Annotated in this window: 21 protein-coding genes and 1 pseudogene; 12 read left to right on the plus strand and 10 right to left on the minus strand. The window is 66.3% G+C overall.

The window, feature by feature from the left end:
• Window positions 1-3 precede the first annotated feature (3 nt).
• Window positions 4-1,098: an ATP-dependent 6-phosphofructokinase gene (locus VH569_RS28720; RefSeq protein WP_109048382.1), complete on the minus strand. Its 1,095-nt coding sequence runs from the start codon at window positions 1,096-1,098 to the stop codon at window positions 4-6.
• 273 nt (window positions 1,099-1,371) lie between these two features.
• Between VH569_RS28720 and VH569_RS28725 the strand changes: the two genes are divergently transcribed.
• Window positions 1,372-1,572, plus strand: coding sequence for a YdcH family protein (locus VH569_RS28725; protein ID WP_085089646.1), 201 nt, complete (start codon window positions 1,372-1,374; stop codon window positions 1,570-1,572).
• Between the two features lie 37 nt (window positions 1,573-1,609).
• Here VH569_RS28725 and VH569_RS28730 read toward each other — a convergent pair whose 3' ends face one another.
• Window positions 1,610-2,074 (minus strand): group III truncated hemoglobin, encoded by a 465-nt coding sequence (locus tag VH569_RS28730; protein WP_423319918.1) that lies wholly within the window; start codon window positions 2,072-2,074, stop codon window positions 1,610-1,612.
• Between the two features lie 215 nt (window positions 2,075-2,289).
• On the opposite strand from VH569_RS28730, the gene purE reads away from it, so the two are divergent.
• The 4 genes from purE to VH569_RS28750 all read left to right on the plus strand — a co-directional run bounded on the left by purE (window position 2,290) and on the right by VH569_RS28750 (window position 7,814).
• Window positions 2,290-2,826, plus strand: a complete 537-nt coding sequence (purE, locus tag VH569_RS28735) for a 5-(carboxyamino)imidazole ribonucleotide mutase (RefSeq protein ID WP_423319920.1) — start codon at window positions 2,290-2,292, stop codon at window positions 2,824-2,826.
• A gap of 46 nt (window positions 2,827-2,872) precedes the next feature.
• The gene (locus VH569_RS28740) at window positions 2,873-3,997 is read left to right on the plus strand and encodes a 5-(carboxyamino)imidazole ribonucleotide synthase (protein WP_423319921.1); all 1,125 of its coding nucleotides are present in this window, start codon (window positions 2,873-2,875) and stop codon (window positions 3,995-3,997) included.
• Between the two features lie 555 nt (window positions 3,998-4,552).
• On the plus strand, window positions 4,553-5,728 hold the full coding sequence (locus tag VH569_RS28745) for an acyltransferase family protein (RefSeq protein ID WP_423319922.1): 1,176 nt from the start codon (window positions 4,553-4,555) through the stop codon (window positions 5,726-5,728).
• 334 nt (window positions 5,729-6,062) lie between these two features.
• Window positions 6,063-7,814 carry an EAL domain-containing protein gene (locus VH569_RS28750; RefSeq protein ID WP_423319923.1) on the plus strand — a complete coding sequence of 584 codons (1,752 nt, stop codon included), beginning with the start codon at window positions 6,063-6,065 and terminating at the stop codon, window positions 7,812-7,814.
• Between the two features lie 32 nt (window positions 7,815-7,846).
• Here VH569_RS28750 and VH569_RS28755 read toward each other — a convergent pair whose 3' ends face one another.
• From VH569_RS28755 to fumC, 4 genes are all read right to left on the minus strand, one after another.
• Window positions 7,847-8,062: a hypothetical protein gene (locus VH569_RS28755; protein WP_423319925.1), complete on the minus strand. Its 216-nt coding sequence runs from the start codon at window positions 8,060-8,062 to the stop codon at window positions 7,847-7,849.
• Window positions 8,063-8,199: 137 nt separating this feature from the next.
• Window positions 8,200-8,922 (minus strand): DUF599 domain-containing protein, encoded by a 723-nt coding sequence (locus VH569_RS28760; RefSeq protein ID WP_098739631.1) that lies wholly within the window; start codon window positions 8,920-8,922, stop codon window positions 8,200-8,202.
• A gap of 91 nt (window positions 8,923-9,013) precedes the next feature.
• Entirely contained in the window at window positions 9,014-9,220 is a 207-nt protein-coding gene (locus tag VH569_RS28765; protein ID WP_098739630.1) for a ribbon-helix-helix domain-containing protein, read from the minus strand.
• A gap of 88 nt (window positions 9,221-9,308) precedes the next feature.
• Entirely contained in the window at window positions 9,309-10,700 is a 1,392-nt protein-coding gene (fumC, locus tag VH569_RS28770) for a class II fumarate hydratase (RefSeq protein ID WP_423319927.1), read from the minus strand.
• 283 nt (window positions 10,701-10,983) lie between these two features.
• Between fumC and VH569_RS28775 the strand changes: the two genes are divergently transcribed.
• Complete coding sequence (locus tag VH569_RS28775) at window positions 10,984-11,232, plus strand: hypothetical protein (protein WP_423319929.1); 249 nt, start codon at window positions 10,984-10,986, stop codon at window positions 11,230-11,232.
• A 365-nt stretch (window positions 11,233-11,597) separates the two neighbouring features.
• A complete protein-coding gene (locus VH569_RS28780) occupies window positions 11,598-11,813 on the plus strand; it encodes a hypothetical protein (RefSeq protein WP_423319931.1) in 216 nt (71 codons plus the stop codon).
• Between the two features lie 10 nt (window positions 11,814-11,823).
• On the opposite strand, the gene VH569_RS28785 is transcribed toward VH569_RS28780, so the two are convergent.
• Both VH569_RS28785 and VH569_RS28790 read right to left on the minus strand, forming a co-directional pair.
• A complete protein-coding gene (locus VH569_RS28785; RefSeq protein WP_098739626.1) occupies window positions 11,824-12,321 on the minus strand; it encodes a GNAT family N-acetyltransferase in 498 nt (165 codons plus the stop codon).
• A gap of 214 nt (window positions 12,322-12,535) precedes the next feature.
• Window positions 12,536-13,618 (minus strand): glycosyltransferase family protein, encoded by a 1,083-nt coding sequence (locus tag VH569_RS28790; RefSeq protein WP_423319933.1) that lies wholly within the window; start codon window positions 13,616-13,618, stop codon window positions 12,536-12,538.
• Between the two features lie 359 nt (window positions 13,619-13,977).
• Here VH569_RS28790 and VH569_RS28795 point away from each other — a divergent pair, with 359 nt between their 5' ends.
• Window positions 13,978-15,252, plus strand: coding sequence for a lytic murein transglycosylase (locus tag VH569_RS28795; RefSeq protein ID WP_423319935.1), 1,275 nt, complete (start codon window positions 13,978-13,980; stop codon window positions 15,250-15,252).
• Between the two features lie 27 nt (window positions 15,253-15,279).
• On the opposite strand, the gene VH569_RS28800 is transcribed toward VH569_RS28795, so the two are convergent.
• Entirely contained in the window at window positions 15,280-15,846 is a 567-nt protein-coding gene (locus VH569_RS28800) for a hypothetical protein (RefSeq protein WP_423319937.1), read from the minus strand.
• Between the two features lie 375 nt (window positions 15,847-16,221).
• Between VH569_RS28800 and VH569_RS28805 the strand changes: the two genes are divergently transcribed.
• From VH569_RS28805 to VH569_RS28820, 4 genes are all read left to right on the plus strand, one after another.
• Window positions 16,222-17,301, plus strand: coding sequence for a response regulator (locus VH569_RS28805; RefSeq protein ID WP_423319939.1), 1,080 nt, complete (start codon window positions 16,222-16,224; stop codon window positions 17,299-17,301).
• A 259-nt stretch (window positions 17,302-17,560) separates the two neighbouring features.
• On the plus strand, window positions 17,561-21,076 hold the full coding sequence (locus VH569_RS28810) for an indolepyruvate ferredoxin oxidoreductase family protein (RefSeq protein WP_423319941.1): 3,516 nt from the start codon (window positions 17,561-17,563) through the stop codon (window positions 21,074-21,076).
• A 470-nt stretch (window positions 21,077-21,546) separates the two neighbouring features.
• Window positions 21,547-23,238, plus strand: a complete 1,692-nt coding sequence (locus tag VH569_RS28815) for a methyl-accepting chemotaxis protein (RefSeq protein WP_423319943.1) — start codon at window positions 21,547-21,549, stop codon at window positions 23,236-23,238.
• Between the two features lie 363 nt (window positions 23,239-23,601).
• The gene (locus VH569_RS28820; RefSeq protein ID WP_423319945.1) at window positions 23,602-25,173 is read left to right on the plus strand and encodes an ATP-binding protein; all 1,572 of its coding nucleotides are present in this window, start codon (window positions 23,602-23,604) and stop codon (window positions 25,171-25,173) included.
• 5 nt (window positions 25,174-25,178) lie between these two features.
• Here the strand turns inward: VH569_RS28820 and VH569_RS28825 are convergent.
• A pseudogene (locus VH569_RS28825) lies at window positions 25,179-25,327 on the minus strand (IS5/IS1182 family transposase); the annotation flags it as partial.

Here is a 25,327-nt window from a genome sequence, read left to right on the forward strand (position 1 = left end):
GCGTCAGTCGCCGAAGCTGATGTTCAGGCCGCGGGCCGTCTTCACCAGCGCACCGTCCAGCTCGACGCAGGAGTAATGCTCGATCGCCTCGGTGATCGGCACGTCGATGACGCCGCGGTTCGACCAGGCGACCATGCGGTTGAACTTGCCCTCCGCGATCAGGTCGACGGCATGGACGCCGAAGGCCGAGGCGATCAGGCGGTCACGCGGGCTGGGCATGCTGCCGCGCTGGACATGGCCCAGCACGGTGACGCGGGTTTCGGCCCCGGTGGCGTCGGCGATCTTCTCGCCGATATAGTCGCCGATGCCGCCATAGCGCTTCTCGCCGCCCTGGAGGATCTTCTTGACCCCGGTTCCTTCCAGCGTCTTCACCGCCTCCGACACCACGACCAGGGCGAAGTTGCGGCCGGAGTCGCGGACGCTTTGGATTTTGGCGGCGATGCTTTCGATGGAATAGGGGATCTCCGGGATCAGGATCACGTCGGCCCCGCCGGCGATGCCGGCCGCCAGCGCGATGTGGCCGGCGTCGCGGCCCATCACCTCCAGCACCATCACGCGGTGGTGGCTGGCGGCGGTCGGTTGCAGGCGGTCCAGCGCCTCCACCGCCACGGCGACGGCAGTGTCGTAGCCGACCGAAACCTCGGTCTTGCCCAGATCGTTGTCGATGGTCTTGGGCACGCCCACCATCGGGAAGCCGCCCTTCTGCGCCAGCTTGTGCAGAATGGCGAAACTGCCGTCGCCGCCGATGCCGATCAGCGCGTCCAGCCCGAGTTCGCGGTAGCCGCCGACGATCTCGTCGGAGCGGTCCTTCAGCGTGCCGTCGGGCATCGGATAGGCGAAGGGGTCGCCGCGGTTGGTCGTGCCCAGGATGGTGCCGCCCTGGCGCATCATGTGGCCGTCGACGGAGCCGAGATCGAGCGTCTGGTACTGCACCGGGCGCTGGAGAAGGCCCTGGGTGCCTTCCTTGATGCCCAGCACCTGCCAGCCATAGCCGGTGGCGCGGTGGACCACCGCACGGATGACCGCGTTCAGCCCGGCGCAATCGCCGCCGCTGGTCAGGATGCCGATGCGCTTGCCGGCTTTATTAGGGGCAGTCATTGAGGGTTTCCCGTCCCGTTCGCCTGTTCGTTGAAATGGACCACCATGTTACCGGAACAGAACTTTCCCGCAATCGTTGCCCGCATCCGCAAAGGGGGCATTGCGCCGGCCGCATTCCCTCCGGCGCGACGCCGGGCATGCCAAAGGGCCGAGCCGGCGGTTTGGCGGTGCCGTATCGCCGGAAATCTGGTATAGTCCGGTCCGCCCAGCCAAGGGTCACCCGCAAGAGCACCCCCGTCCCACCCGGGGCAACGGCCATTCCTAACGGGCGCGATGAACGAGCAAGAGATTTTGAAGGAAAAGCTGGCGAGCTTGCGCAGCGAGCACCGCGACCTGGACGACGTGATCGCCCGGCTGGTCGAACGCGCGCCTTATGACCAGTTGCAGATGCAGCGGCTGAAGAAGCGCAAGCTGATGCTGAAGGACCAGATCATGGTCCTGGAGAGCCGGCTGCTGCCAGACATCATCGCTTGATCATTCTCTCTCCCGGGACGGGAGAGGGAAAAGCTCGTCATCCCTTCTTCGGCACCGTGAAGAACTGGATGCCCATCTGGAAGCTGCGGGCGATGTTCTCGGCCTTGCCGATCAGGAAGTTGGCGCCTTCGGCCGGCAGGACTTCGTGGGCGGTCTGGCGGAACAGGCCGAGCCAGCGTTCGAAATGCGGCGGCTCCAGCCCCAGCGAGATGTGGACCGGCATCGGACGCCCGTCGTAGCGCTGGGTCAGCAGGGCGATGGACGACCAGAAATCGATCATCTTGCGCAGATGCGGTTCCCAATCCGTGATGGCCCGGCCGAAGATCGGGCCAAGCTCCTCGTCCTTCATGATCTTGCCGTAGAAGGTCCGCACCAGCGTCTCGATGGACGCCTCGTCGATGCCGACGGCGGCCATCCGTTCCTCCGCCATGGCGGCGCGGATGTCGCGGTGTTCCTTGCGCTGGGTGTCGCCGAGGTCTTCGCCGGAAACGGAGTCGGTCATGCGATGGGTCCGCCGAGTGAATTGAGCAAGGTCTATCCAGTCCATATAAGGCGGCACCATAAGTGGAACCATGTTCCGTCGGAAGGGCCGGAATGTCGCAGCCGCAGGGTGGGATTCGCGGAACGCCGACGCCAAGGAACGGCGCCGCCTCTGGACAGAAGCCTGACTCTTCCTATAATGCCCCGCTTTCCGGACCTTGAGGAAAGCGCCAGGCCGTGACCGCCGACCACTCCCCCAACAGCACCGCTTCGGCTACCGGCACCCAGCCGCTGGTCGGCATCATCATGGGCAGCCAGTCCGACTGGACGACGATGAAACACGCTGCCGACACCCTGGCGGCGCTGGGCGTCCCGCACGAGGTCCGCATCGTTTCCGCCCATCGCACCCCGCACCGGCTGGTGGAGTACGCCACCACCGCCAAGGCGCGCGGGCTGAAGGTGGTGATCGCCGGGGCCGGCGGTGCCGCCCATCTGCCGGGCATGGCCGCGTCGATGACGCCGCTGCCGGTCTTCGGCGTGCCGGTCGAAAGCCACGCGCTGAAGGGCATGGACAGCCTGCTGTCCATCGTGCAGATGCCGGGCGGCGTGCCAGTCGGCACGCTCGCCATCGGCAAGGCCGGCGCCATCAACGCCGCCTTGCTGGCCGGCTCGGTCATCGCCCTGATGGACCCGGCGGTGGCCGACGCGCTGGACGGCTGGCGCGCCCGCCAGACCGCCGCGGTGGCCGAAGCCCCCGTCGACGATCCTGTCTGACAACTGGCCCGATAACTGGCCCGGACAACTTGAAAGCCTCACCGTCATGACCGGCACCCCATCCGGCACTCCCCTGCCCCGCCTCGCCCCCGGTTCAACCATCGGCATGCTGGGTGCCGGACAGCTCGGCCGGATGACGGCGCTGGCCGCGGCACGTCTGGGCTACAAGACCCATGTCTACGCCCCGGACGCCGCCGACAGCCCGGCGGCGCAGGTCAGCGCCGCGGCGACCGTCGCCGGTTGGGACGATCTGGAGGCGCTGGAGCGCTTCGCCCGCTCGGTCGATGCGGTGACGCTGGAGTGGGAGAATGTGCCGGTCGCCACGGCCGAGCATCTGCGCCGCTTCACCAACCTGAACCCCGGCCCGAACGTGCTGTCGGTGGCGCAGGACCGCATCGCCGAAAAGAGCTTCGTCAACGCGCTGGGCATCGCCACCGCCCCCTGGCGCGCCGCCAGCAGCGCCGAGGAGGTCGCCCGCGCGGTGGCCGAGGTCGGTCCGCGCTGCGTCCTGAAATCGACACGGCTCGGCTATGACGGCAAGGGCCAGGCCCGGCTGGACAGCGGCAGCGATCCGGCGGCAGCCTGGGCCGGCATCGGCGGCGGCAAGCCCGGCGTGGAGGGCATCGTCGAAGGCTTCGTCACCTTCGCCTGCGAAGTGTCGGTGATCGTCGCCCGCGGCGCCGACGGCGCGATGGTCGCCTATCCGGCGGTGGAGAACCGGCACAAGGACGGCATCCTCGACGTCACCGTCGCACCCGCCGCGCCGGACAAGGTGTCGGCGGCAACCGCGGCGGAGGCCGACCACATCGCTCGGCGCATCGCCGAGGCCCTGGATCTGGTCGGCGTGCTGGCGGTGGAGATGTTCGTCACCGCCGACGGCGCCGTGCTGGTCAACGAGATGGCGCCGCGCCCGCATAATTCCGGCCACTGGACGATGGACGCCTGCGCCACCTGCCAGTTCGAACAGCTGGTCCGCGCGGTCTGCGGCCTGCCGCTGGGCTCAGTGGAGCGGGTGGCCGATGCCGAGATGACCAACCTGATCGGCGACGACGTGCTGAGCTGGCCGGAGCTGTTGGCCGAACCCGGCGCCCGCCTGCACCTGTACGGCAAGGCGGAAGCCCGGCCCGGCCGCAAGATGGGCCACGTCAACCGGCTGTTCCCGCGGCGCTGACGCCGGCACCACGGCAAAAGCCGAAAGGCCCCGCGACCGGTACGGTCGGCGGGGCCTTTTCCATTTGGATGGGGGGTCGGTCCCGTCGCCACCGACGTGCAGCCACTGCACGCGCTGCGCCGGTGGATGGACATCACCGGTTTCTCGGCCGCGACGGGACGGCTTGAGAATGGCGGTTGAGTCTGCCCGGCTCAAGGCCGAAAGAGCGCAACCTGAAGGCGCAAGCAGCGTACCGCTTCGAAGACAACCAAACGGTGTTTCGGGCTCCAGCCAGATATGGCGCCGCTCACAACGGGTATGACACCCCACAGTCGGGCAAATCCGCGATCCTCAGGAAGCGGGCATTCCATCGCCACAACCTTTCGGAGGTAATCACCGGCCGGCGTTCGGAATAAGCCTGATTTCCGCTTTTTGGTTGCGGTTCCGACATTTACGTTCAGCCAACGGTAATCGGGCGCATAGCCCTCATTGCCGAGCAAATATCACCTTTTACAGCAAAAATATCGACAGCCGGCGTGAGATGGCTGAGACAACAAGCCAATCTGGAGATCCGAAATGCGCTTTCCAGTTCTCGACGGCTGGCGCGGCTTATGCGCTTTGTTCGTCGCATTATTTCACTTCAACGCTTCAGGGCATTTCTACCTCGTTCCGTTCGTTCGCGGCAGCTATTTGTTTGTGGATTTCTTTTTTGTTCTCAGCGGCTTCGTCATCACCCACGCCTATATCCACCGCCTGAACTCGACCGCGGACGGCAGGAGTTTTTTGGTCAGACGCCTTGGCCGGGTCTGGCCGCTGCATGCCGCCACCCTGATCGCCTTCATTCCGCTGGAGATCGTGAAGGCATTGGCGGTCAGCGGCGAGACGGCGGCCTTCACCGCCCGCTTCGCGCCGTCCTCCATTCTCAGCAACCTGTTCCTTGTGCATTCCCTGGGCATCGAGGACGGGTTGACCTGGAACATTCCGAGCTGGTCGATCAGCGCCGAGTTCCTTGCTTACGTCACCTTCGCAGCGCTTTGCCTGCTGGCCCGCCGCACATGGCTGGTAACGGCATCGGCGGTGGCGCTGTCGGCTGCCGGCGCCTTCGTGGTCATGGGATGGTCTGACCAATACATAGACACCAGTTTCGACTTTGGATATTTCCGCTGCCTCTATGGCTTCTTCACCGGCCATGTGACGTATCGGCTGTTCCAGGCGGCCCGCGGTGCCGGACTGCCCAGGCTGCCGATGCGGTTGCCAATAGCCAGTTTACTCGAAGGTCTCAGCCTTGCCACGGTGGTCGTCTTCGTCGCCACAGCCCGCGGGAATGCTCTGTCCTATGCCTCACCGCTGCTGTTCGGCTTGATCGTCTGGGTGTTCGCCTTCGAAGGCGGGGTGTTTTCGCGGCGGCTGGCGATGCGGCCTTTCCAATGGCTGGGTGCCCGCTCTTACTCCGTCTACATGGTGCATGCGCTGGTCATCGCGCTGTACGAGAAGGCGGCGGTTGCGATGCAAAGGCTGTCGGGCCAGCCGATGTTCGTCGAGCAAGCGGCCGACGGCACCGAAGACCGGCTGATCTCCTTCGGTGCCACCTGGATGATGGATCTTCTGGCGCTCGCCTATCTGGGGACGGTGGTCGCGGTCGCCAGCCTGACCTATCGCTTCGTGGAGATACCAGGACAATCCAGTTTCAACGCACTGCTGCTGAAGCGGCGGAAGCTCGCGGTCCGGCCGACGGCGATGGAGGTCACCTGACCTTCTTAACCATGATGCATGACGAGGCGCCCCCGGCGTAAAAGACCCGATAGGGCCGCCTGCTCATGCCGGACACCATCGACAACGGTCATTCCGACATCGGAACGATTTCGTCAATCTCCTGGTAACGTTATTTATCGCAACCATGAGCACCCGGCAAAGTCACGTCCGGCAGTTCGCATTTGCGAGATAGATGTCTCAAATTGTTGCGTTCAAGTCGGACGAAGGTCATTTCCCATCGATGCGGCTTTTATCTCGTATCGATATTGGTTACTCTCTGTTGCATTCAGGAAGAAACTCTCTAAACTTTGATGTAATTTGTAGCCGGATGACGATGCCCTTGTCGCAGGAAAGCGCAGGTCGCTCCCCTCCCCCGATCGGACCGGCCGTCACCCCGGCCTCCGGCGCGGCCGGTCATCGCCGTCCACAGTCCAGCCGCGACCGCGACCGCTTCGTCGGCTTTGCCTTCGCCGCCGCCGATCTGCTGATCGAATCGGATCCCCAGGGCAACATCCTGTTTTCCGCCGGCGCGCGCTGCCGGCTGACCAAGGGCGAGGTCGGCGGGCTGGTCGGCAGCAACCTGATGGAGGTGGTGGCCCCCGGCGACCGCAAATACGTCCATGTCCTGTTCGACCGCATCCGGGAAAAGGCGCGTATCAAGCCGTCGCGCGTAATGTTCCAGGCCTTCGACGGCCAGCAGTTCCCGGCACTGCTCGGCGGCTGCCGGCTCGACTCCTGTCCCGGTTCCCTGTTCCTCACCGTGCTGCTGACCGCTCCGGCCCGTGGCAACGGCGTCAGTGGGGCGATCACAGCGGCCCAGGGTGAACTGCTCGACCAGTGCGGCTTCGCCGGCATCCTGGAGGAGCGCATCCACGCCGCGCGCGAACGGGGACTGGAGCAGGGGCTGACCCTGCTGCTGGTCGAGGGGTTGCAGGCGATGGTTGACTCGATGCCGGAGGGAGCGGCGGCGGAGGTGCGCGAGGGCATCGACGCCTATCTGCGCGGCATCTCCGCCGACGGCGACAGCGCCGGGCAGCTGACCGGCGACCGCTATGGCATCGTGCATGCCGCCGACATCGACGGGCGCGAGGTGCAGGGCCACATCGCCCAGATCATCGAGGCGGCGGGCGGCGCCCTGCCCGGCGGCATCCGATCCTGGACGCTGGACATGGCCGACGACCGGCTGGACGCCGCGGATGCCGCCCGCGCGCTGGTCTACACCGTGCAGGCTTTCGCCTCCGCGCAAGGCGGCGAGTTCACCATCTCCAGCCTGGAGGATGGTGCCAACCGCCTGATGGCCGGGGCGGTGGAGCGGATCGGGCAATTGCGCGCCACCATCGACAACCACGACTTCATCGTCGTTTACCAGCCGATCGTCGACATCGGCACCGGCGCCGTCCACCATCTGGAGGCGCTGACCCGGGTCGAGGGGATGAGTTCGCCGGCCGACTTCATCACCTTCGCCGAGGATGTCGGACTGATCTACGACTTCGACCTGCTGCTGACCCGCACGGTGCTGGACACGCTGCAGCAGTTCCGCAAGGAACCGAAGCTGCCCGACGTGGCGATCAACCTGTCGGCCAAGACGCTGATGAGCCCGATCTTCTTCAAGCAGTTCCAGTCGGTCGTCGCCCCCTACGGCGATCTGGCCTCGAAGCTGCTCATCGAAGTGACGGAAACCGTCATCGTCACCGACATCGCCAAGCTGAACGAGGTGTTGCAGAAGCTGCGCGAAAGCGGCTTCCGCATCTGCCTGGACGATGTCGGCGCCGGATCCACCAGCTTCCAGTCGCTGTACGGCATCCAGGCCGACTATGCCAAGATCGACGGCAAGTTCGTCCGCGGCGCCGTGAACAGCCCGCGCGACATGGCGATGCTGCGCAGCATGGTCGATGTCTGCCGTCAGCTGGGGCTGGAACTGATTGGGGAGCAGGTGGAGGAGACGGTGCACGCCGAGCTGCTGAACGGCTTGGGCGTGTCGTTTGCCCAGGGCTTCCTGTTCAGCCGGCCGTCGAGCGACTTCGCTTATTTCGCCAAGGACTGGTCGAAGGTGCGCAGCGGCGGCAAGGTGCTGCTGAAGGGTTGACGCGCTGTGATCGCCGGAGTGCCGGTGCCGTCTCAGGCCAGGGCCGGGGACCGGCCGAAGCCCTCGAACACGCTCATTTCCTCGATGCTGTGGACCTGATCGAGCCGATTGCGGGCCGCGTTCAGAAGTTCCCGGTTGCGGGCCAGCGTGTCACGTCCGGCATAGCCGTCGCGCAGGTGAACGCGGTTCAGCAGAGCCTCTGCCTGATCGAGGGCTTCCATGATGGTTAGTGCAGTGTCGGCGTTCATTTTCGCCCTCTTGTTCTCTGAGCCGCGCCGACAAACTGTCGTGCGATCCTTGATGAACGGACCTTAGCCGCCGCAACTCGCCATCAGGTAGAGGGTATTTGGTCGCATGCGCAAGAAAACGTGTAGGGTTTTATTTGTTATTTCGCTTTGCTTGAATCGTTTCTCTCCAACCACTGGGTCTGCACGCGGATGACCTTCTCAGTGGCGGAAAATGCCTGACGGCGGGTGAGAACGAAAACGACGCCGCTGGACGCCGCGATCAGCGGAATGGGGCCGATGATCCAGACCAGGGCCGCCAGTGCGAAGTAATAGGCGCGGATGCCCCCGTTCAGCGCGACGATGGCCAGGGTCAGCGCCTCGCTGATGGTCTGGGCGATCTCCCGGCGGTCCTGCGGCGGCACCGGCGGCATCGGCGCAGAGCCGATCAGGGCGCAGCAGTAATTGTACTGACGCAGCGCCCAGGTGAACTTGAAGAAGCCGAAGGTGAAGATCACCACCATCAGCAGCATCTTGATCTCGAACATCTGGTGCGAGGTCGGGACGGCGAAGGACAGATCCGATATCAGCTGCTGCGCCCGCTCCGCCGCACCGAAGGACCCGATCAGCCCGGCCAGCACCAGCATGTTGGTGGAGGCGAAGAAGGTGCAGCTATGCATGGTGTGGCCGAACAGCTGCGCGTCCATGATGCGGTTGTCGCGCTCCAGCATCCGCTCGATCCAGTGGCGGCGCACGATCCGCAGATGCCGGTTCACCACATTGCGCCCGGCCATCAGATGGTCCTGGGTGACGGTAAAGCCGACCCAGGAACCGATGAACCAGACGAAGGCGATGATGTCGAGCGTGGTGACGTCTGGCGGCATGGCGGCGGTCTTGGCACGGTGATGAGGGGGGCAGGCACCCGTGTACGCCGGCAATGGGCGGGTGTCCACCTGCGGGTATCCGAGAGCCCCCCTACTCCCCGCGCCCCTGCACCGCCTTCAGCACGTGGACGCGGATGGCACTGGACAGGTTGCCGGTCCGGGTCTGGTCGATCTCCTCGATCAGGGCATTGACCGACAGGCCACGGGATTGCGCCACCGATTTCAGGGCGTCCCAGAACTCTTCCTCGAGGGAGACGCTGGTGGGATGGCCGGCGATCAGGACCGAACGCTTCTTCATGGTCACGCACGCATCGCAGTGGGAGATGGGGGTGGTCAGAGGAAGGCCGGTGCGGCCGGGATAACTCACCCCCACCCTAACCCCAAGCTTAGCCTGGACCAACCATCCGTTCGGGGCGAACCCATTGATCGAATTGCTCATCCGTCAGGAGTCCGAGTTCCCGCCCGGCCTCCTTTAGACTTGTCCCTTCCTTGTGGGCTTTCTTGGCGATCTTCGCCGCATTGTCATAGCCGATGTGGGGGTTCAGCGCCGTCACCAGCATCAGGCTGTCCGACACCAGCTTGGCGATGCGCTCGCGGTTGGCCTCGATTCCCACCACGCAATTGTCGGTGAAGCTGTTCGCGGCGTCGGCCAGCAGGCGGATCGATTGCAGGACGTTGAAAACAATCACCGGCTTGAACACGTTCAGTTCGAAATGGCCGGTGGCGCCGGCGACGGTCACGGTGGTGTGATTGCCCATCACCTGGGCGCAGACCATCGTCATCGCCTCCGATTGGGTCGGGTTGACCTTGCCCGGCATGATGGAGGATCCCGGCTCGTTCTCCGGCAGCGACAGCTCGCCGATGCCCGAGCGCGGACCGGAGCCGAGCAGGCGGATGTCGTTGGCGATCTTCATCAGCGACACCGCCAGCGTGTTCAGATGGCCGTGCACGTCGACCAGCGAATCGTGGGTTGCCAGCGCCTCGAACTTGTTCTCCGCGGTGACGAAGGGAAGACCGGTGAAGGCTGCCACCTCCTCGGCGAAGGCTTCGGCGAAGCCCGGCTTGGCATTCAGGCCGGTGCCGACCGCGGTGCCGCCCTGGGCCAGCCGGTAGAGCTGCGGCAGCGCGCCCTTCACCCGGCCGATCCCATAGGAGACCTGGGCGGCATAGCCGGAGAACTCCTGCCCCAGCGTCAGCGGCGTGGCATCCTGGAGATGGGTGCGGCCGATCTTGACGATGTCCTGGAAGGCGTCGGCCTTGGCGTCGAGCGCCGTGCGCAGATGCTCCAGCGCCGGGATCAGGCTGTGCATGATCTCGTCAGCCGCCGCGATGTGCATGGCGGTGGGGAAGCTGTCGTTCGATGACTGCCCCATGTTCACATGGTCGTTGGGGTGGATCGGCGTCTTAGACCCCATGGTGCCGCCCAGCCGCTCGATGGCGCGGTTGGCGATCACCTCGTTGGCGTTCATGTTGGTCTGGGTGCCGGAGCCGGTCTGCCAGACCACCAGCGGGAAGTGATCGGCCAGCCGGCCGTCGATCACCTCGTCCGCTGCCTCCATGATGGCGGCGCCGAGTTTCGGATCGAGCACGCCCAGCGTCATGTTGGCGGCGGCGGCGGCGCGCTTCTGGATGCCCAGCGCACGCACCAGCGGCACCGGCATGCGCTCCCCGCCGATGCGGAAATTCTGAAGCGAGCGCTGGGTCTGCGCGCCCCAGTAACGGTCGGCCGGAACGTCTATGGGGCCGAAGCTGTCGGTTTCGGTGCGGACACCGCTCATGGTCGGACCTTTCCTGATCGCCGCTTTTGGTCACGGGTGGGACGGGTTGCAAATTCTCCCGCCCCGCCTGATCTTTGCGGTGAAGCCCGGAACGGCAAGGGCCGGGAATGCGCAGGCCAGGGCCACGCTCCAAGCGGGAGCTTGAGCGACTCGGCGGAAATCCTCGCTATTCACTCGAATTTGTTCTTGTTGCGTTCGCTATTCTTCCGTACGCTTTCCTCAACGATCCGCCGCAAGGCCGGCGGCTATCGACCGTGATTGGGACAGCGATTGGGGGAACAGGATGGACGATCTGGCTTACGACCATGTCCGCGCCTTCATTGCCCGGACGCGCGTTGCGGAAATGAAGAGCCGCGGCTGGCGGGTTCTCGGCCCCGGCGAGGAAGGCTCCCTGCTGATGGAAGGCCCGATGCTTGCCGGCCGGGCCGCAGTTCTGGAGGAGCCCATCGGCGGAGTTTTCGACGATCTGATCGCACGCGCCCTTGAGCGCGCCGATGCCCGCGACCGCACCGCCGCCCGCCGCGCTGCCTGATCGACTTTTTCGGGAGTCAGCATTTTCAGGGGGTTGTGACTGTCCAACCGGGTGGGCAGGACTGCACCCTTCGGTGGTCCCTCCCTCCAATTCCCTGGGGCGGTCTGAGCAACCGGACATAGCGGTGCGTGTTGTCATCATGCATGCTACCCGCCGGGGCATCCGACGGGGATCGATTGCAGCAGAACTTCAAAGGTCCTCATAGACGTTTTGAGGTAACTCTTCGGGGCGATCCTATATAACGCGACCATAGATCGGAAGTACCCCCGAAGATACCACCTGCCGCATAGTCCCGTTAGGAAGTCTTTAACTCGCCCGATGGCTTGATAAGGCCATCGGGAACGCTCAGGCCTAGGGAGATTTACATGATCGGCGCCATCAACTCGAAGAAGATCAACGCCTCCTCCGCGGCCCATATCGCGCTCCTCGACCAATTCATTCGATTGACGCAAGACACCATCGTCGAACAGGACGATGCCTTCGTCCGCGACAGCCTGGTCGATCTTCTGTCGAACCTGCGCAGCGAGCGTGCCGACTACGCCGAGATCATCGGCGCGTCTGCTCTGAACCGCGCCGTCTGATCTCCGCCTTTTACTCTTCCCCGGTACCGACTTCCGCAGCAAGGTCGGAAAGGGCCTCCCCGGTCAGGCGATAGGGAAGCCATTCCTTCATCTGGCGGAAGCCGACCCGGTCGTAGAAGTCACGCGCCGGGTTCCAATCCAGAACGCTCAGATCCACCCGGCGGTAACCGCGTTCCACCGCGCGCTTGGCCACCGCGGCCAGGAGCTTGCGGCCGACGCCGTAGCGTCGGGCGTCGGGCGTGACGTAGAGATCCTCGACATAAAGGCCGGGCCGTCCCTCCCAGGTGGAGAAGTTGCGGAAGGTCAGCGCGAAGCCGACCGGCGCGCCGTCCAGTTCGGCGATCAGCGCCTCGAACACCGGCTGCGGCCCCCAGCCGTCGCGGCGGAAATCCTCCTCGGTCGCCTTGACCGCATCGGCCTCGCGCTCGAACTCCGCCAGTTCGCGGACGAAGCGCAGGATGGTCGTGCAATCCTCCTCGACGGCGGGGCGGATGGTGACGGTCGGCATGGGCGGCGGGCTCCCTGATGATTTGCCAAATGGCATTGGGCGCAAAACGAAACGGGGAGCGGACCATAGCCCGCTCCCCGCACTTTCGCATCCCCGTTAGAGTCTGTCTGGTGCATATTGAAGCACCAGACAGACTCTAATTGTTCGGTTTTCCGTGTGATTCACGCTTCAAGCGATTCCGCTTGAACCGATCACACTCTAAAGCGGATTGTCGTCAGTCGTCGCCGCCGCCCTTCAGGTCCAGGATGCTGCGCAGCTCCTGCACGCGGCGCTCGGCGCTGTGCTCAGCCAGCACCCGCTTGCGCGCCCGGCGGCCGAGGTCGGTCAGGTGGTTGCGCGGCAGCATCATCGCCGTGGTCACGTCGTCGGTCTGGGCGGCCACCAGGATCTCGCGGCCAGGCTCGAAGAAGCTGTCCAGCCCCTCCCACTGATCGGCGACAATGGCGGCCCCGCAGGCGGCAGCCAGGAACAGCCGGGACGACGGGCACCAGCCGATTCGGCGCTCGTCGTCGCGGGCCAGCGTCAGCGCGAGGCTGGCCGAGGCCAGCACGTCGGCATGACGCGCCGGGTCGAGATCGGGGAAGGTCAGGATGTTGGAGGCGCGCGGCACGCCGTCCGGCAGATCGGCGCCGACCAGCGCGAAGCGCCGGCGGGTCAGCCGCTGGGCCGGGTCGATGAAGAAGCTGTTCAGCCCCTCGCGGATGCCGTCCGGTCCGCCGACGATGCAGCAGAGATCGGCCAGATACTCCCGCTTGAAGTCGCCGGGCTTGTCGGCCTCCGGCACGATCCAGGGATAGAGCGGGGCCACCGACTCCGCCCCCGCCTTGGCACGGTAGCGGTCCAGCGCCGGCCCGCCGCAGGAGGCGAGCACCATGTCGAAGCCGGACAGCCCGTCGGCCGGCAGATGGTCCACCGCCTCTCCCGCCTCCAGCGCCGTCAGGCTGACCGCGGCCTCGGGATCGTAGAGCACGCGGCGCGGTGCCTTGGACTGGCGGACGAGGTCGGCGGCAAGGCGGGCGTCCGTCCCCTGTGCCACCACCAGCGCCACGCCGGCATCGTCCGCCTGTGCCGCGGCCGCCACCGCCACCTCGTCCCAGGCGCCGTAGGACAGCACCTCGCCGCCGGGAATGGTCCAGGGGACAGATGAGCCGGGGCCGGCCCGCTCGACCGCGACGACGCGATGGCCGCGGATCGCCAACCCATGGATCAGCGCGCGCCAGCGCATGCTGTGCCCGCCATCCTGGCGGTACCCGTTGGTCAAGCCCCCGTTGGTCAAGCCGAGGATCACGATTTTCATGGCGTCGGCACCCTTGGCGTTCCGCGGCGGGAAGCCGCTTCCCGATGGAAGCGCTCCCAGATCGACGCGATTGGAGAAGGTGGTGTTCCGGCTTCCCGTCCCGTCCCGGCAGCCCTGCCGAAGACGAAGTCAACCTGGACAAATCCGGCCGGGTTCGGCCCCTGGAGACAGGGCTTTGCCGGACGGGATTTGCGAAAGCGTTGCATCGAAATTTGATATGGACCGGTCCGGCGGCCCTGCAAGCGTATACCCCTCGCAATAGGCGTTTCCCCGACAGGGCTGCCCATTTGACGGTTGAGCCTTGCGGCCGGGGGCCTTAGGGTCACGGCCCGGTTTCCCCTCCGATCACGGTCGAGCGCATGCGACTTCCGTTCCGTCATCCCGCCCGCCTCCTTCTCGCCACCCTGCTGATGGCCGGCTGCCAGAGCACCGGAGCCACCGCTCCGGTCGCAACCGCTGCCTCGGCACCCGGCACTGCGACGGCGGCCGTCCAGCCCGTGGCGCAGCAGCCCGCCTCCTTCCCGGAATGGCTGGCGGCGCTGCGTGCCGAGGCGCTGGGCCAGGGCATCCGTCCGCAGACCTTCGACCGCGCTTTCCAGCGGGTGAAGCTGTCCGACCGCGTCGTCGAACTGGACGGCGCCCAGCCCGAGTTCACCCGGCAAGTGTGGCAGTATTTGGACAGCGCCGTGAATGAAAAGCGCGTCCAGGACGGCCGTCAGAAGTTGCAGGAGCATGCGGCGTTGCTTTCCCGCATCACCCGCCGCACAGGCGTTCCGGGAGAGATCCTGGTCGCCTTCTGGGGGGTGGAATCGGACTTCGGCAAGTCGACCGGCAACTTCTCGGTCATCGACGCGCTGACGACGCTGGCCTTCGAAGGCCGCCGCGCCGCCTATTTCCGGTCGGAGCTGCTGGCAGCCCTGCGCATCCTCGATTCCGGCGACATCGCGCCGGAGCGGATGACCGGCTCCTGGGCCGGCGCCATGGGCCAGACCCAGTTCATGCCGACCGTCTTCCTGCGCAACGCGGTGGACGAGGACGGCGACGGCCATCGCGACATCTGGGGCAGCATGCCCGACGTGCTGGCCTCCACCGCCAAGTTCGTGCTGGCGAATGGCTGGCGGCAGGGAGAGTCCTGGGGACAGGAGGTGCAACTGCCCGACGGCTTCCCCTACGATCAGGCGGAGCTGAGCATCACCAAGCCGCTGTCGGACTGGCGCCGGCTGGGCGTCCGTCCGGTGGACGGCAGCGATCTGGGCGGCGAGGGATCGGCGGCGATCCTGGTCCTGGCCGGGCATCGCGGCCCTGCCTTCCTGGTGCGGGACAATTTCCGCGCAATCATGCGCTACAACCCGTCGACCAGCTATTCGCTGGCCGTCGCCATGCTCGCCGACCGCATGACCGGCAAGCCCGGCGTCCGTGGCCCCTGGCCGCGCGAGGAACAGGCGCTGAGCCGCGACGAGCGCATCGACCTGCAACAGCGTCTGGCGTCGCTGGGGCTGGAGCCGGGCGCCGCCGACGGCATCGTCGGGGCGAACACCCGCAACGCGGTACGCCGCTTCCAGGCGTCGGTCGGGGAGATCCCGGACGGCTTCGCCACCAAGGCCCTGCTGGAGCGGCTGCGCCAGCGGTCGTGAGGATAAGGCTCTGACGGGTGGCTGAGGCTATCGTCCAGCTACCCCCTCGCCTCCCATGCCGCCCCCCATGCCGCCGCGCAGCAGGCCCCAGGCGGCCGGCAGCAGGAACGCTGCGATCCCGGCGCCGACCAGCGCGTCGGGCGCTCCGTCCAGCAGCAGCCAGCTTGCCGCCAGCCCGACGAGGCCGGCGCCAAGCGGCACAACATCCTTGCGCGAACACAGCCAGATCGCCCGCAGGCTCAGCGTGCCGCGCCGGCCGGCGAACAGCAGGGTCGCTGCCGCCACCGTCACGCCGATGGCCAGCAGCAGGGCCAGACTGGCGAGCGGCACGTCGGGGATCGCCATGCCGGCGATGCTGCGCCCGGCCGTCACCACCAGCGCCACCGCCGCAACAACCAGCGCCGCCCCCTGAATCATCGACAGGCGCGCGTGCCAGTCCGCCCGGCGGCCGAGCCCGACCAGCGTCACCGCATGGCCGGCGGCGTGGTTCAGCATCAGCAGGGCCGCAGCCCACAGGGTGACCGCCTGGGTCGCGTTGGCGCTGGCGAGCAACAGGGCGCCGAGCAGCCCGTTCACCACCATCGCCATCCGCATGGTGTGCTTCAGATCACCCGATCCGCCGGAAAGACGGGATGATCCACCGCCACGTGAACCGCCGCCACAGGATCCGCCACCGCATCCACCGCTCATCGCACGCCCCATTCGAAACCTGACAGGGAAATCATAGGGGCAGCGGACGCGTGCGTCCATCACCATCAGAATTTTCTGATATGCATCGATCTCACCCGTCCGGTATCGAAAGAGGTGCCCGGCCGCGCGGGCTACCCATTCGAACGGCGGCGGGGATAACCCGCCCCACCCAACGGTACATGGGCTGTCTCATTGGGCGCTTACCCGTCCCCCTCCATGAAAAGCGGGCCGTCGAGGCGGATATCGGGACAGACACAGCCGCATCATCGGAACCACTCCATGACGAAGCGTCCCGCCTCCCCCATCAAGATCCTCATCGTCGACGACAATCCGCTGTTGCAGCGCGCGTTGAAGGACATGCTGGGGCTGTGGGGCGTCGGCCAGATCACTGCCGTCGGCAACGGGCAGGAGGCCAAGGACGCGCTGCGGCGCGAGGTCTACGACCTGATGGTGACGGACTGGGTGATGGAACCGGTCGGCGGCGCGCAGCTGGTCCAGTGGATCCGCCAGTCTCCGGGCAGCCTGCGGCCCAGCATGCCGATCATCGTTCTGACTGCCAACGCCGACCTCGCCACCGTACGCAGCGCCTGGGATGCCGGCGCCGATTCCGTCCTCGCCAAGCCGGTGCCGGCCGCCACCCTGGCCCGCCGCATCGACGCGGTGCTGAACCGTCGCGACGGTTCCCCCCGGACGGGAACTGCCGAGCCGGGACGCGACACCGCCCGCCCGGCCGCCAGCCCGACCGATCAGCGCAGCCCGTCGACCGCCAGCTTGCCCTCTCCCCGGCCGGCCACGCCGCGCCCGGCCGTGAGCGGCATGGCACATCTGCCCCCTCCCGCAACGCCACCCACGACATCGACGACCCCGGTGCCGCCGACCCCGGTGCCGCCGACCGCGCTTCCGGCCTCCGCCATGCCGCCCGACCGCGGTGCCGCCGCCATGCGCAGCGACGATCCCAAGCGGATGCGGATGCTGCTGGCGCTCGACAAGCTGGAGGCGGCAATCGAGCGGCCCGACCCGATCGGCAGCCGGCTGCGCCATGCCCTGTCGGATGTGCAGATCGCCACCGCCGGCGATTCCGCCGCATCCTCGGTCGTCGCGTCGCTGTCCACCTGCGTCACCTGGGTGGAGCCGGACGTCGAAGGTTATGTCGATGCGCTCCAGGCCCATACCGCGGCCCTGCGCTGGCTGGCGGGATCGGACGGCGGCGCCCAGTCGATGGCGGTGGCGCTTTGCCTGATCCGCACCCTGCGGGCCAGCGTCCGCACGCTGGCCGCCCGCGGCCAAAGCGATTTCGGCAATTGGCCGGACGGCGGCAGCCCGACCCCTCCGGGCAAGTCCCCCCTGACGGGGCGCTGAGTCCCTCCCCATATCGTCTGGAGACGATCTGGGCGAGAGAGGGACGGAGAGGGAATTTCCGCAAATCAGGGCATTCCATACGCTCCGTTACGGAAGACCGGCAGTTGCCGCGCCGTTCCTTGCTTTTTGCAGGACGGCGGGCCGCAGCCGTTGCGATATAAGACAGCCTTCATTACCTTTTTGCCCAGCGAACAAATCGGTTCCCCAGCACTCCGTCCAGGAGTTTGCCAGGCTGCCGACCGATGGGAGGGAATGAAGAATGGCGCTCGCAACTGTCTCGCTCGAAGACAAGTACGCGCTCGAACAGGGCCGTGTTTACCTGACCGGTACCCAGGCGCTGGTCCGCCTGCCGATGATGCAGCGCCAGCGCGACCTCGCCGCCGGGCTGAACACCGGCTGCTTCATTTCCGGCTATCGCGGCTCGCCGCTGGGCGGCTTCGACCAGAATCTGTGGAATGCCCGCAAGTTCCTTGAAAAGAACCACATCCAGTTCCAGCCCGGTGTGAACGAGGAACTGGGCGCCACCGCGGTCTGGGGCAGCCAGCAGGTCGGCATGTTCAAGGGCGCCAAATATGACGGCGTCTTCGCCATGTGGTACGGCAAGGGCCCCGGCGTCGACCGGTCGGGCGACGTGTTCAAGCATGCCAACGCCGCCGGCACCTCCAAGAATGGCGGCGTGCTGGTGCTGACCGGCGACGACCACAACTGCAAGTCCTCCACCTTCCCGCACCAGTCCGAACACGCCTACATGCACTCGATGATCCCGGTGCTGAACCCGTCGGGGGTGCAGGAAATCCTGGATTACGGCCTGATCGGCTGGCAGATGAGCCGCTTTTCCGGCTGCTGGATCGCGATGAAGACCATCGCCGAGACGGTGGACACCTCGGCATCGGTCTACATCGACCCGCACCGCGTCTCCCCCATCGTCCCCGCCGACTTCGCGCTGCCGCCGGGCGGCCTGAACATCCGCTGGCCCGATCCGCCGCTGGAGCAGGAATATCGGCTGATGAAGCACAAGCTGTACGCCGCCCTGGCGTTCGCGCGTGCCAACAAGCTGGACAAGGTGGTGATGGAGAGCCCGCGTCCGCGCTTCGGCATCGTCACCACCGGCAAGAGCTATCTCGACGTCCGTCAGGCCTTCGACGAGCTTGGCATCACCGAGGAGATGGCCGCCGACTGGGGCATCACCGTCTACAAGGTCGGCATGCCCTGGCCGCTGGAGCGTGACGGCGTCCGCCACTTCGCCGAGGGTCTGGAAGAGATCGTCGTGGTCGAGGAGAAACGCGCGGTCATCGAGAACCAGCTGAAGGAACAGCTGTACAACTGGAACCCCGACGTCCGCCCGAAGGTGGTCGGCAAGTTCGACGAGCAGGGCGAGTGGATCCTGCCGAGCGCAGGCGAGCTAACGCCGGCCCAGATCGCCGTGGTGATCGGCCGCCGCCTGCAGCGCTTCATCGAGAACGAGAACCTCGCCCGCCGCATCGCCTTCCTCGATGCACAGGAGAAGCAGAAGGCCCATGTGGCGCGCGTGGTGCGCAAGCCGACCTTCTGCTCGGGCTGCCCGCACAACACCTCCACCGTCGTGCCGGAGGGCAGCCGGGCGCTGGGCGGCATCGGCTGCCATTACATGGCGACGTGGCTCGACCGCTCGACCGACACCTTCACCCAGATGGGCGGCGAAGGCGTGCCGTGGGTCGGTCAGGCCGCCTTCACCGACGAGAAGCACATCTTCGCCAACCTGGGCGACGGCACCTATTTCCATTCCGGCGTGCTGGCGATCCGGCAGGCCATCGCCGCCAAGGTGAACATCACCTACAAGATCCTGTTCAACGACGCGGTCGCCATGACCGGCGGCCAGCCCTTCGACGGCTCGCTGACCGTGCAGTCCATCGCCCATGTCCTGCGGGCGGAAGGCGTGCAGCGCATCACCGTCGTCAGCGACGAGCCGGAGAAATACGGCATCGGCAACGGCCTGCCGCAATTCACCACCGTCGAGCATCGCGACGACCTCGACCGCGTGCAGAAGGAGATGCGCGAGGTTCCCGGCGTCAGCGTCCTGATCTATGACCAGACCTGCGCCACCGAGAAGCGCCGTCGCCGCAAGCGCGGCAAGATGGTCGACCCGGCCAAGCGCGTGGTGATCAACGAGCTGGTCTGCGAAGGCTGCGGCGATTGTTCGGCCAAATCGTCCTGCGTCTCGGTGATCCCGCAGGAGACCGAGTTCGGCCGCAAGCGTCAGATCGACCAGTCGAGCTGCAACAAGGACTATTCCTGCACCAAGGGCTTCTGCCCCAGCTTCGTGACAGTGGAAGGCGGGTCCTTGCGCAAACCGAAGCCGGCGGCGGCGAAGTCGGCCGACGCCACCGCCCTGCCCGCCCCCGCTCTCCCCACCATTGACAAGACCTGGAGCCTGTATGTCACCGGCGTCGGCGGCACCGGCGTCGTCACCATCGGCGCGCTGCTGGGCATGGCCGCCCACATCGAGGGCAAGGGCGTCGGCGTGCTCGACATGACCGGGCTGGCGCAGAAGGGCGGCGCCGTCACCAGCCACATCCGCATCGCCAACACGCCGGAGGACATCCACTCCGTCCGTATCGCCGCCGGCGGGGCCGACGCGGTGCTGGGTTGCGACCTGATCGTTGCGGCGGCGGGCGACGGCCTGTCGAAGATGACCGCCGGCCGCACGCGGGCCGTCATCAACACCCATGACAGCATCACCGCCGACTTCATCAAGAAGCCGGACATGGTGATCCCGGTCCGCGATCTGGTCGGCGACATCCGCAAGGCCTGTGGCGGCGAGACCAATATCGACGCCTTCGATGCAACGAAGCTGGCCACCGCGCTGCTGGGTGACAGCATCTACGCCAACCCGTTCCTGATGGGCTATGCGTGGCAGAAGGGGCTGATCCCGCTGAGCGAGGAGTCGATCGTAAAGGCGATCGAGCTGAACGGCGTGTCGGTGAAGCTGAACCTCGACGCCTTCCAGTGGGGCCGCCGCGCAGCCGTCGATCTGGCCGCCGTCGAGGCCGCCGTCACGAAATCCTCTGGGCCGCAGGAGGTGGCGCAGACCGCGCAGTCGCTGCTGCTCGACCAGCGCCGCCAATCCGGCAGCCTGGACGAGGTGATCGAACGCCGCCACCGCTTCCTGGTCGATTATCAGGACGCCGCCTATGCCGCCCGTTACCACGCGCTGATCGACTGGACCCGCCGGACGGAGCAGCAGAAGGTGCCCGGCTCCACCGTGCTGACCGAGGCGGTCGCCCGCGCCCACTTCAAGCTGATGGCCTACAAGGACGAGTATGAGGTGGCGCGGCTCTACACCGACAGCGGCTTCGTCGAGAATGTCCAGCGCATGTTCGAAGGCGACTGGAAGCTGACCTTCCACATGGCCCCGCCGGTGATGGGCGAGACCGCCGAGGATGGGGCTGAGCCAAAGAAGAAGAGCTTCGGCCCGTGGATGCTGCCGGTCCTGCGCCTGCTGGCCAAGGGCAAGCGCCTGCGCGGCACCCGGCTCGACCCGTTCGGCCGCACCGCCGAACGCCGCCAGGAGCGCCAGCTGATCGCCGACTATGAGGCGGTGGTGGGCGAACTGCTGAACGGGCTGACCCGCGAGAAGCTCGATCTGGCGGTGGAAATCGCCAAGCTGCCGATGGAGATGCGCGGCTACGGCCCGGTGAAGGTCCGCAACGTCACGGCGGCCAAGGCGAAGGAGGCCAGGCTGCTGGCCGACTTCCGCGCCCCGGTCGCCACCCCGCAGCCGCTGGCGGCGGAGTGAGGCTGGCCGAGTGACCGGTCGAACTCATCGATAACGGCGCCCTTCCCAAGCGCGGGAAGGGCCCACCGCCTCTGTCCAAGGCCATGGGAGCCGGTGGGGCTGATGGATCGCATGCCATCGGTCGGCTTGGAAGCAAGACACACTCAGAGAAACCGACCGCATCGGCTTATCCGAGCAGTGGCTTTTTCATTGCCCCATGAACAGGCACCAAAGTCTCATAGCGAAGACGACGGATTTTGTTCACGTTAACTCCGCGAGCGGCGCCGCAATCCAATTTCAGAAACGTCACGAACACCGCAAACAAGTGACGAATTGTGGCGCAATCGTTAAATAGTCTCCAAATTTCTGGACGGAATTCGGTGCCGCAAGGCGAATGCAGACTGAATTCGCTGCAACTTGGCTTGACGGGGTCATACGCGTACGGTCGTATGATGATGGGAATATCCCCCCTGCCAAAGATGAGCCGGCCCATGGGCACCCTGCTAACCCGCATCAGCATCAGCAGCAAAATCTCCGCCATCGTCATCCTGATGGCGTTGATCGCGTCGGTGATCGGCATCATCGGCTTCGCCGCGATCCAGACCTTCGGCGGCAGGGTCGACGACATCCAGGTCCGCTCGCAGCGGGCGCTGCTCGCCGAACAGGTCAGCAGCCTGATCTACAAGACGGTGATGGACAGCCGTGGACTCTATGCCGCCAAGTCGAAGGACGACGCACAGCTGTTCAGCAAGGGGATCAGGGAGTCGACGGCGGCGATCGGCAAGCGGATGGCGGAGTGGGAACGCCTGCTGACGCCCGACCGCAAGGCCGACTTCCAGAAGATGATAGCCACCGCCAACGAATTCATCGTCATCCGCAACGAAGTCGCCCGGCTCGGCGTCGAGGCCTCTCCGGAAGCGGCGCAGAAACACGGCGACACACCGGAAAGCCGGACCAGCCGCACCGCGCTGGGCAAGTCCCTGGAGGCGGCGGCACAGCGGAACATGGACAGCATCCAGCAGGCGAACGACGAACTCGACGCCTTCAGCACCCACATGATCACCCTGATGCTGGTGGTCGGCATCGGCGGCATCGGCATGGCGGTCGTGATCAGCGTCGCCGTATCGCGCTCCGGCATCGTGAAACCGATCACCGGCATCACCGGAACGATGTCCCGCCTCGCGGATGGCGACCTGTCGGTCGAGGTCGCGGGCAAGGACCGCGGCGACGAGATCGGCGGCATGGCCCGCGCGGTCGAGGTCTTCCGCCAGAACGCGCTGGACCGTGCCCGGATGGCGGCGGCCGAGGAGGCGGAGCGGCTGGACAAGGAGCGGCGCACCGCCGCGGTGGAAAGGCTGGTCGCCGGCTTCGACAGCAGCATGTCGGGCATCCTGCGCACCGTCAGTGCCGCCGCCACCGAACTCGACGCCACCGCGCAGAGCATGTCGCACACCGCCGAACAGACCAACAGCCAGGCCGCTAGCACAGCCGCTGCCGCAGAGCAGGCCTCGGTCAACGTGCAGACGGTGGCGTCGGCGACCGACGAGTTGACCGCGTCGATCTCGGAAATCAGCGCCCAGGTCTCGCGCTCCACCACCATCGCCGCCCAGGCGGTCGGCGAGGCGCAGGCGACCAACCGGCAGGTCCAGGGGCTGGTCGAAGCCGCCCAGCGCATCGGCGACGTGGTGAAGCTGATCACCGACATCGCCAGCCAGACCAACCTTCTGGCGCTGAACGCCACCATCGAAGCGGCCCGTGCGGGTGAGGCCGGCAAGGGCTTCGCCGTGGTGGCGAGCGAGGTGAAGAACCTCGCCACCCAGACCGCCAAGGCGACAGAGGAGATCGCCGGCCAGATCCAGGCGATGCAGCAGGCGACCGGCGAAGCCGCGAACGCCATCACCGGGATCGGCGGCACCATCACCGCGATCAACGAGATCGCCACCTCCATCGCGTCGGCTATCGAGGAACAGGGAGCCGCCACCGGCGAGATCGCCCGCAACGTCCAGGAGGCGGCGCGGGGAACCGAAGTGGTGACGGCGAACATCGCCGAAGTCAGCCAGGGCGCCACCCAGACCGGCAGCGCGGCGACCCAGGTGCTGGGAGCCGCAGGCGAACTGTCGCGGCAGTCCGAACAGATGAAGATTGAGGTCGAACGCTTCCTGGCCGGCATCCGCGCGGCGTGAGGACAGTGCAGCGGACAGGAGAATTGGCCCGCTTCCTCCACCGCCGATGGGTAGGGTTGAGTAAAAACGCTAACCCCCTGCCTTGAAAAAAGGGCAGCTCCGGCTGCCCTTCCGCTTCGATAAGTGGAACAGTCGGAGCGGCCGCCCTGTACCTCTGCGGTTGTAGATCCCTGCGCAGCTTTTCCCCAGGACTGCGCCATTGCATGGGACGTCTGTCCCAACACATACTCTGCCGGGGGATTATCCTTTTCGCATATTTATTACGTCGAGTTGCTCTCGAGCGCCTGCCGGCCGATAGAACAGGGCGCCGGAGCTTGCGGGACCGGCCGGACGAGGGAGAGTTGGGTGGCGGAACAGCGGTTGATGTCCGATGAGTCGGACCGGAGCGAAGACCGGTATCGCGCTCTGTTTAACGCTCTCGACGACGGCTTCTGCATCATCGAGTTCAGCGAGGATGCCGACGGCACCCTTACCGATTACATCCACATCGAGGCCAACGACGGGTACGAGCGCCAGACCGGCATCCGCAACATCGTCGGCATGGCGGTGCGCGATCTGGCGCCGGCCGAGGCGGATGGCTGGATCGAGCTGTACGGCAATGTCCTGCGCACCGGCGAGCCGATCCGATTCGAGCGCCATTTCGCGCTGGTGGAGCGTTACATCGAGGTATCGGCGGCAAGGCTGGAACCGGCCAGCCTGCGCCAGGTCTCGGTCCTGTTCCGCGACATCACCCCGCGGCGCCGCGCGGAGGAAGCCCTGCGCGTCAGCGAGGCGCTGGCTCGGGAAAATGTGCAGCGCGTCCAGCTGGCCCTGGCGGCCGGCGCCATCATCGGTACCTGGATTTGGGAAATCCCCGGCAACCGCTTCACCGTCGACAAGCCCTTCGCCGAAGCCTTCGGCCTCGATCCGTCGCTGGGCCGCGACGGGCTGACCCTGGAGCAGGTGATCGTCAACGTCCATCCCGACGACAAGCCGGGCCTGGTCATCGCGATGGAGGACGCCCTCGCCCGCGGCGGTGCTTATGCCCACCAGTACCGGGTGAAGCGGGCGGACGGGAATTACTATTGGATCGAGGCCAACGGACGGGTCGAGCTTGGGCCGGATGGCAAGGCGCTGAGCTTCCCCGGCGTGCTGATGGATGTCCAGGAACGCCGCGCGGTGGAGGCCGAGCGCGACCGGGCGGCGGCGGCATTGCGCGCGCTGAACGAAACGCTGGAACAGCGCGTCGCCGAGCGCACAGCCGAGCTGATGCGCGCCGAGGAGCAGCTGCGCCAGTCGCAGAAGATGGAAGCGGTCGGGCAGCTGACCGGCGGGCTGGCACACGACTTTAACAACCTGCTGGCCGGCATCTCGGGCGCCCTGGAACGCATCGCCGCCCGCATCGATCAGGGCCGCGTCAACGAGCTGGACAAGTTCATCATCGCCGCCCAGGGCGCGGTGCGGCGTGCGGCGGCGTTGACCCACCGGCTGCTCGCCTTCTCCCGCCAGCAGACTCTGGCACCGAAGGCGGTCAACATGAACCGGCTGGTCGGCGGCATGCTGGAGCTGGTCCAGCGCACGGTGGGACCGGGCATCCAGGTGGAGATGGTCGGCATGTCCGGGCTGTGGGCGACGAGTGTCGATCCCTCGCAGCTGGAAAACTCGCTGCTGAACCTCTGCATCAACGCGCGCGACGCCATGCCGAAGGGCGGCCGGATCACCATCGAGACCGGCAACCGCTGGATCGACCATGAAGGAGCGCGGCAGCAGGACATGCAGCCCGGCCAGTATGTCTCGCTCTGCGTGTCGGACAACGGCACCGGCATGACGCCGGATGTGATCGAGAAGGCCTTCGACCCCTTCTTCACCACCAAGCCCATCGGCCAGGGGACCGGGCTGGGTCTGTCGATGATCTATGGCTTCGCCAAGCAGTCGGGCGGGCATGTGAAGATTTAGAGCGCCTAACAGAACCATCTTTGGACGAAACGCCAGCAGATGAGGCTGGCGGCTATTTGGTGGAATGCGGTGAAGATGTCAGCGCGCCGTTCGTATCGGACGGCGATGCGACGGAAGCGCGCGAACCAAGCGAGCGTCCGCTCGACTACCCATC

This window comes from Azospirillum sp. 11R-A (assembly GCF_049472615.1).
In the GTDB taxonomy this organism is placed as follows: Bacteria; Pseudomonadota; Alphaproteobacteria; order Azospirillales; family Azospirillaceae; genus Azospirillum; species Azospirillum palustre.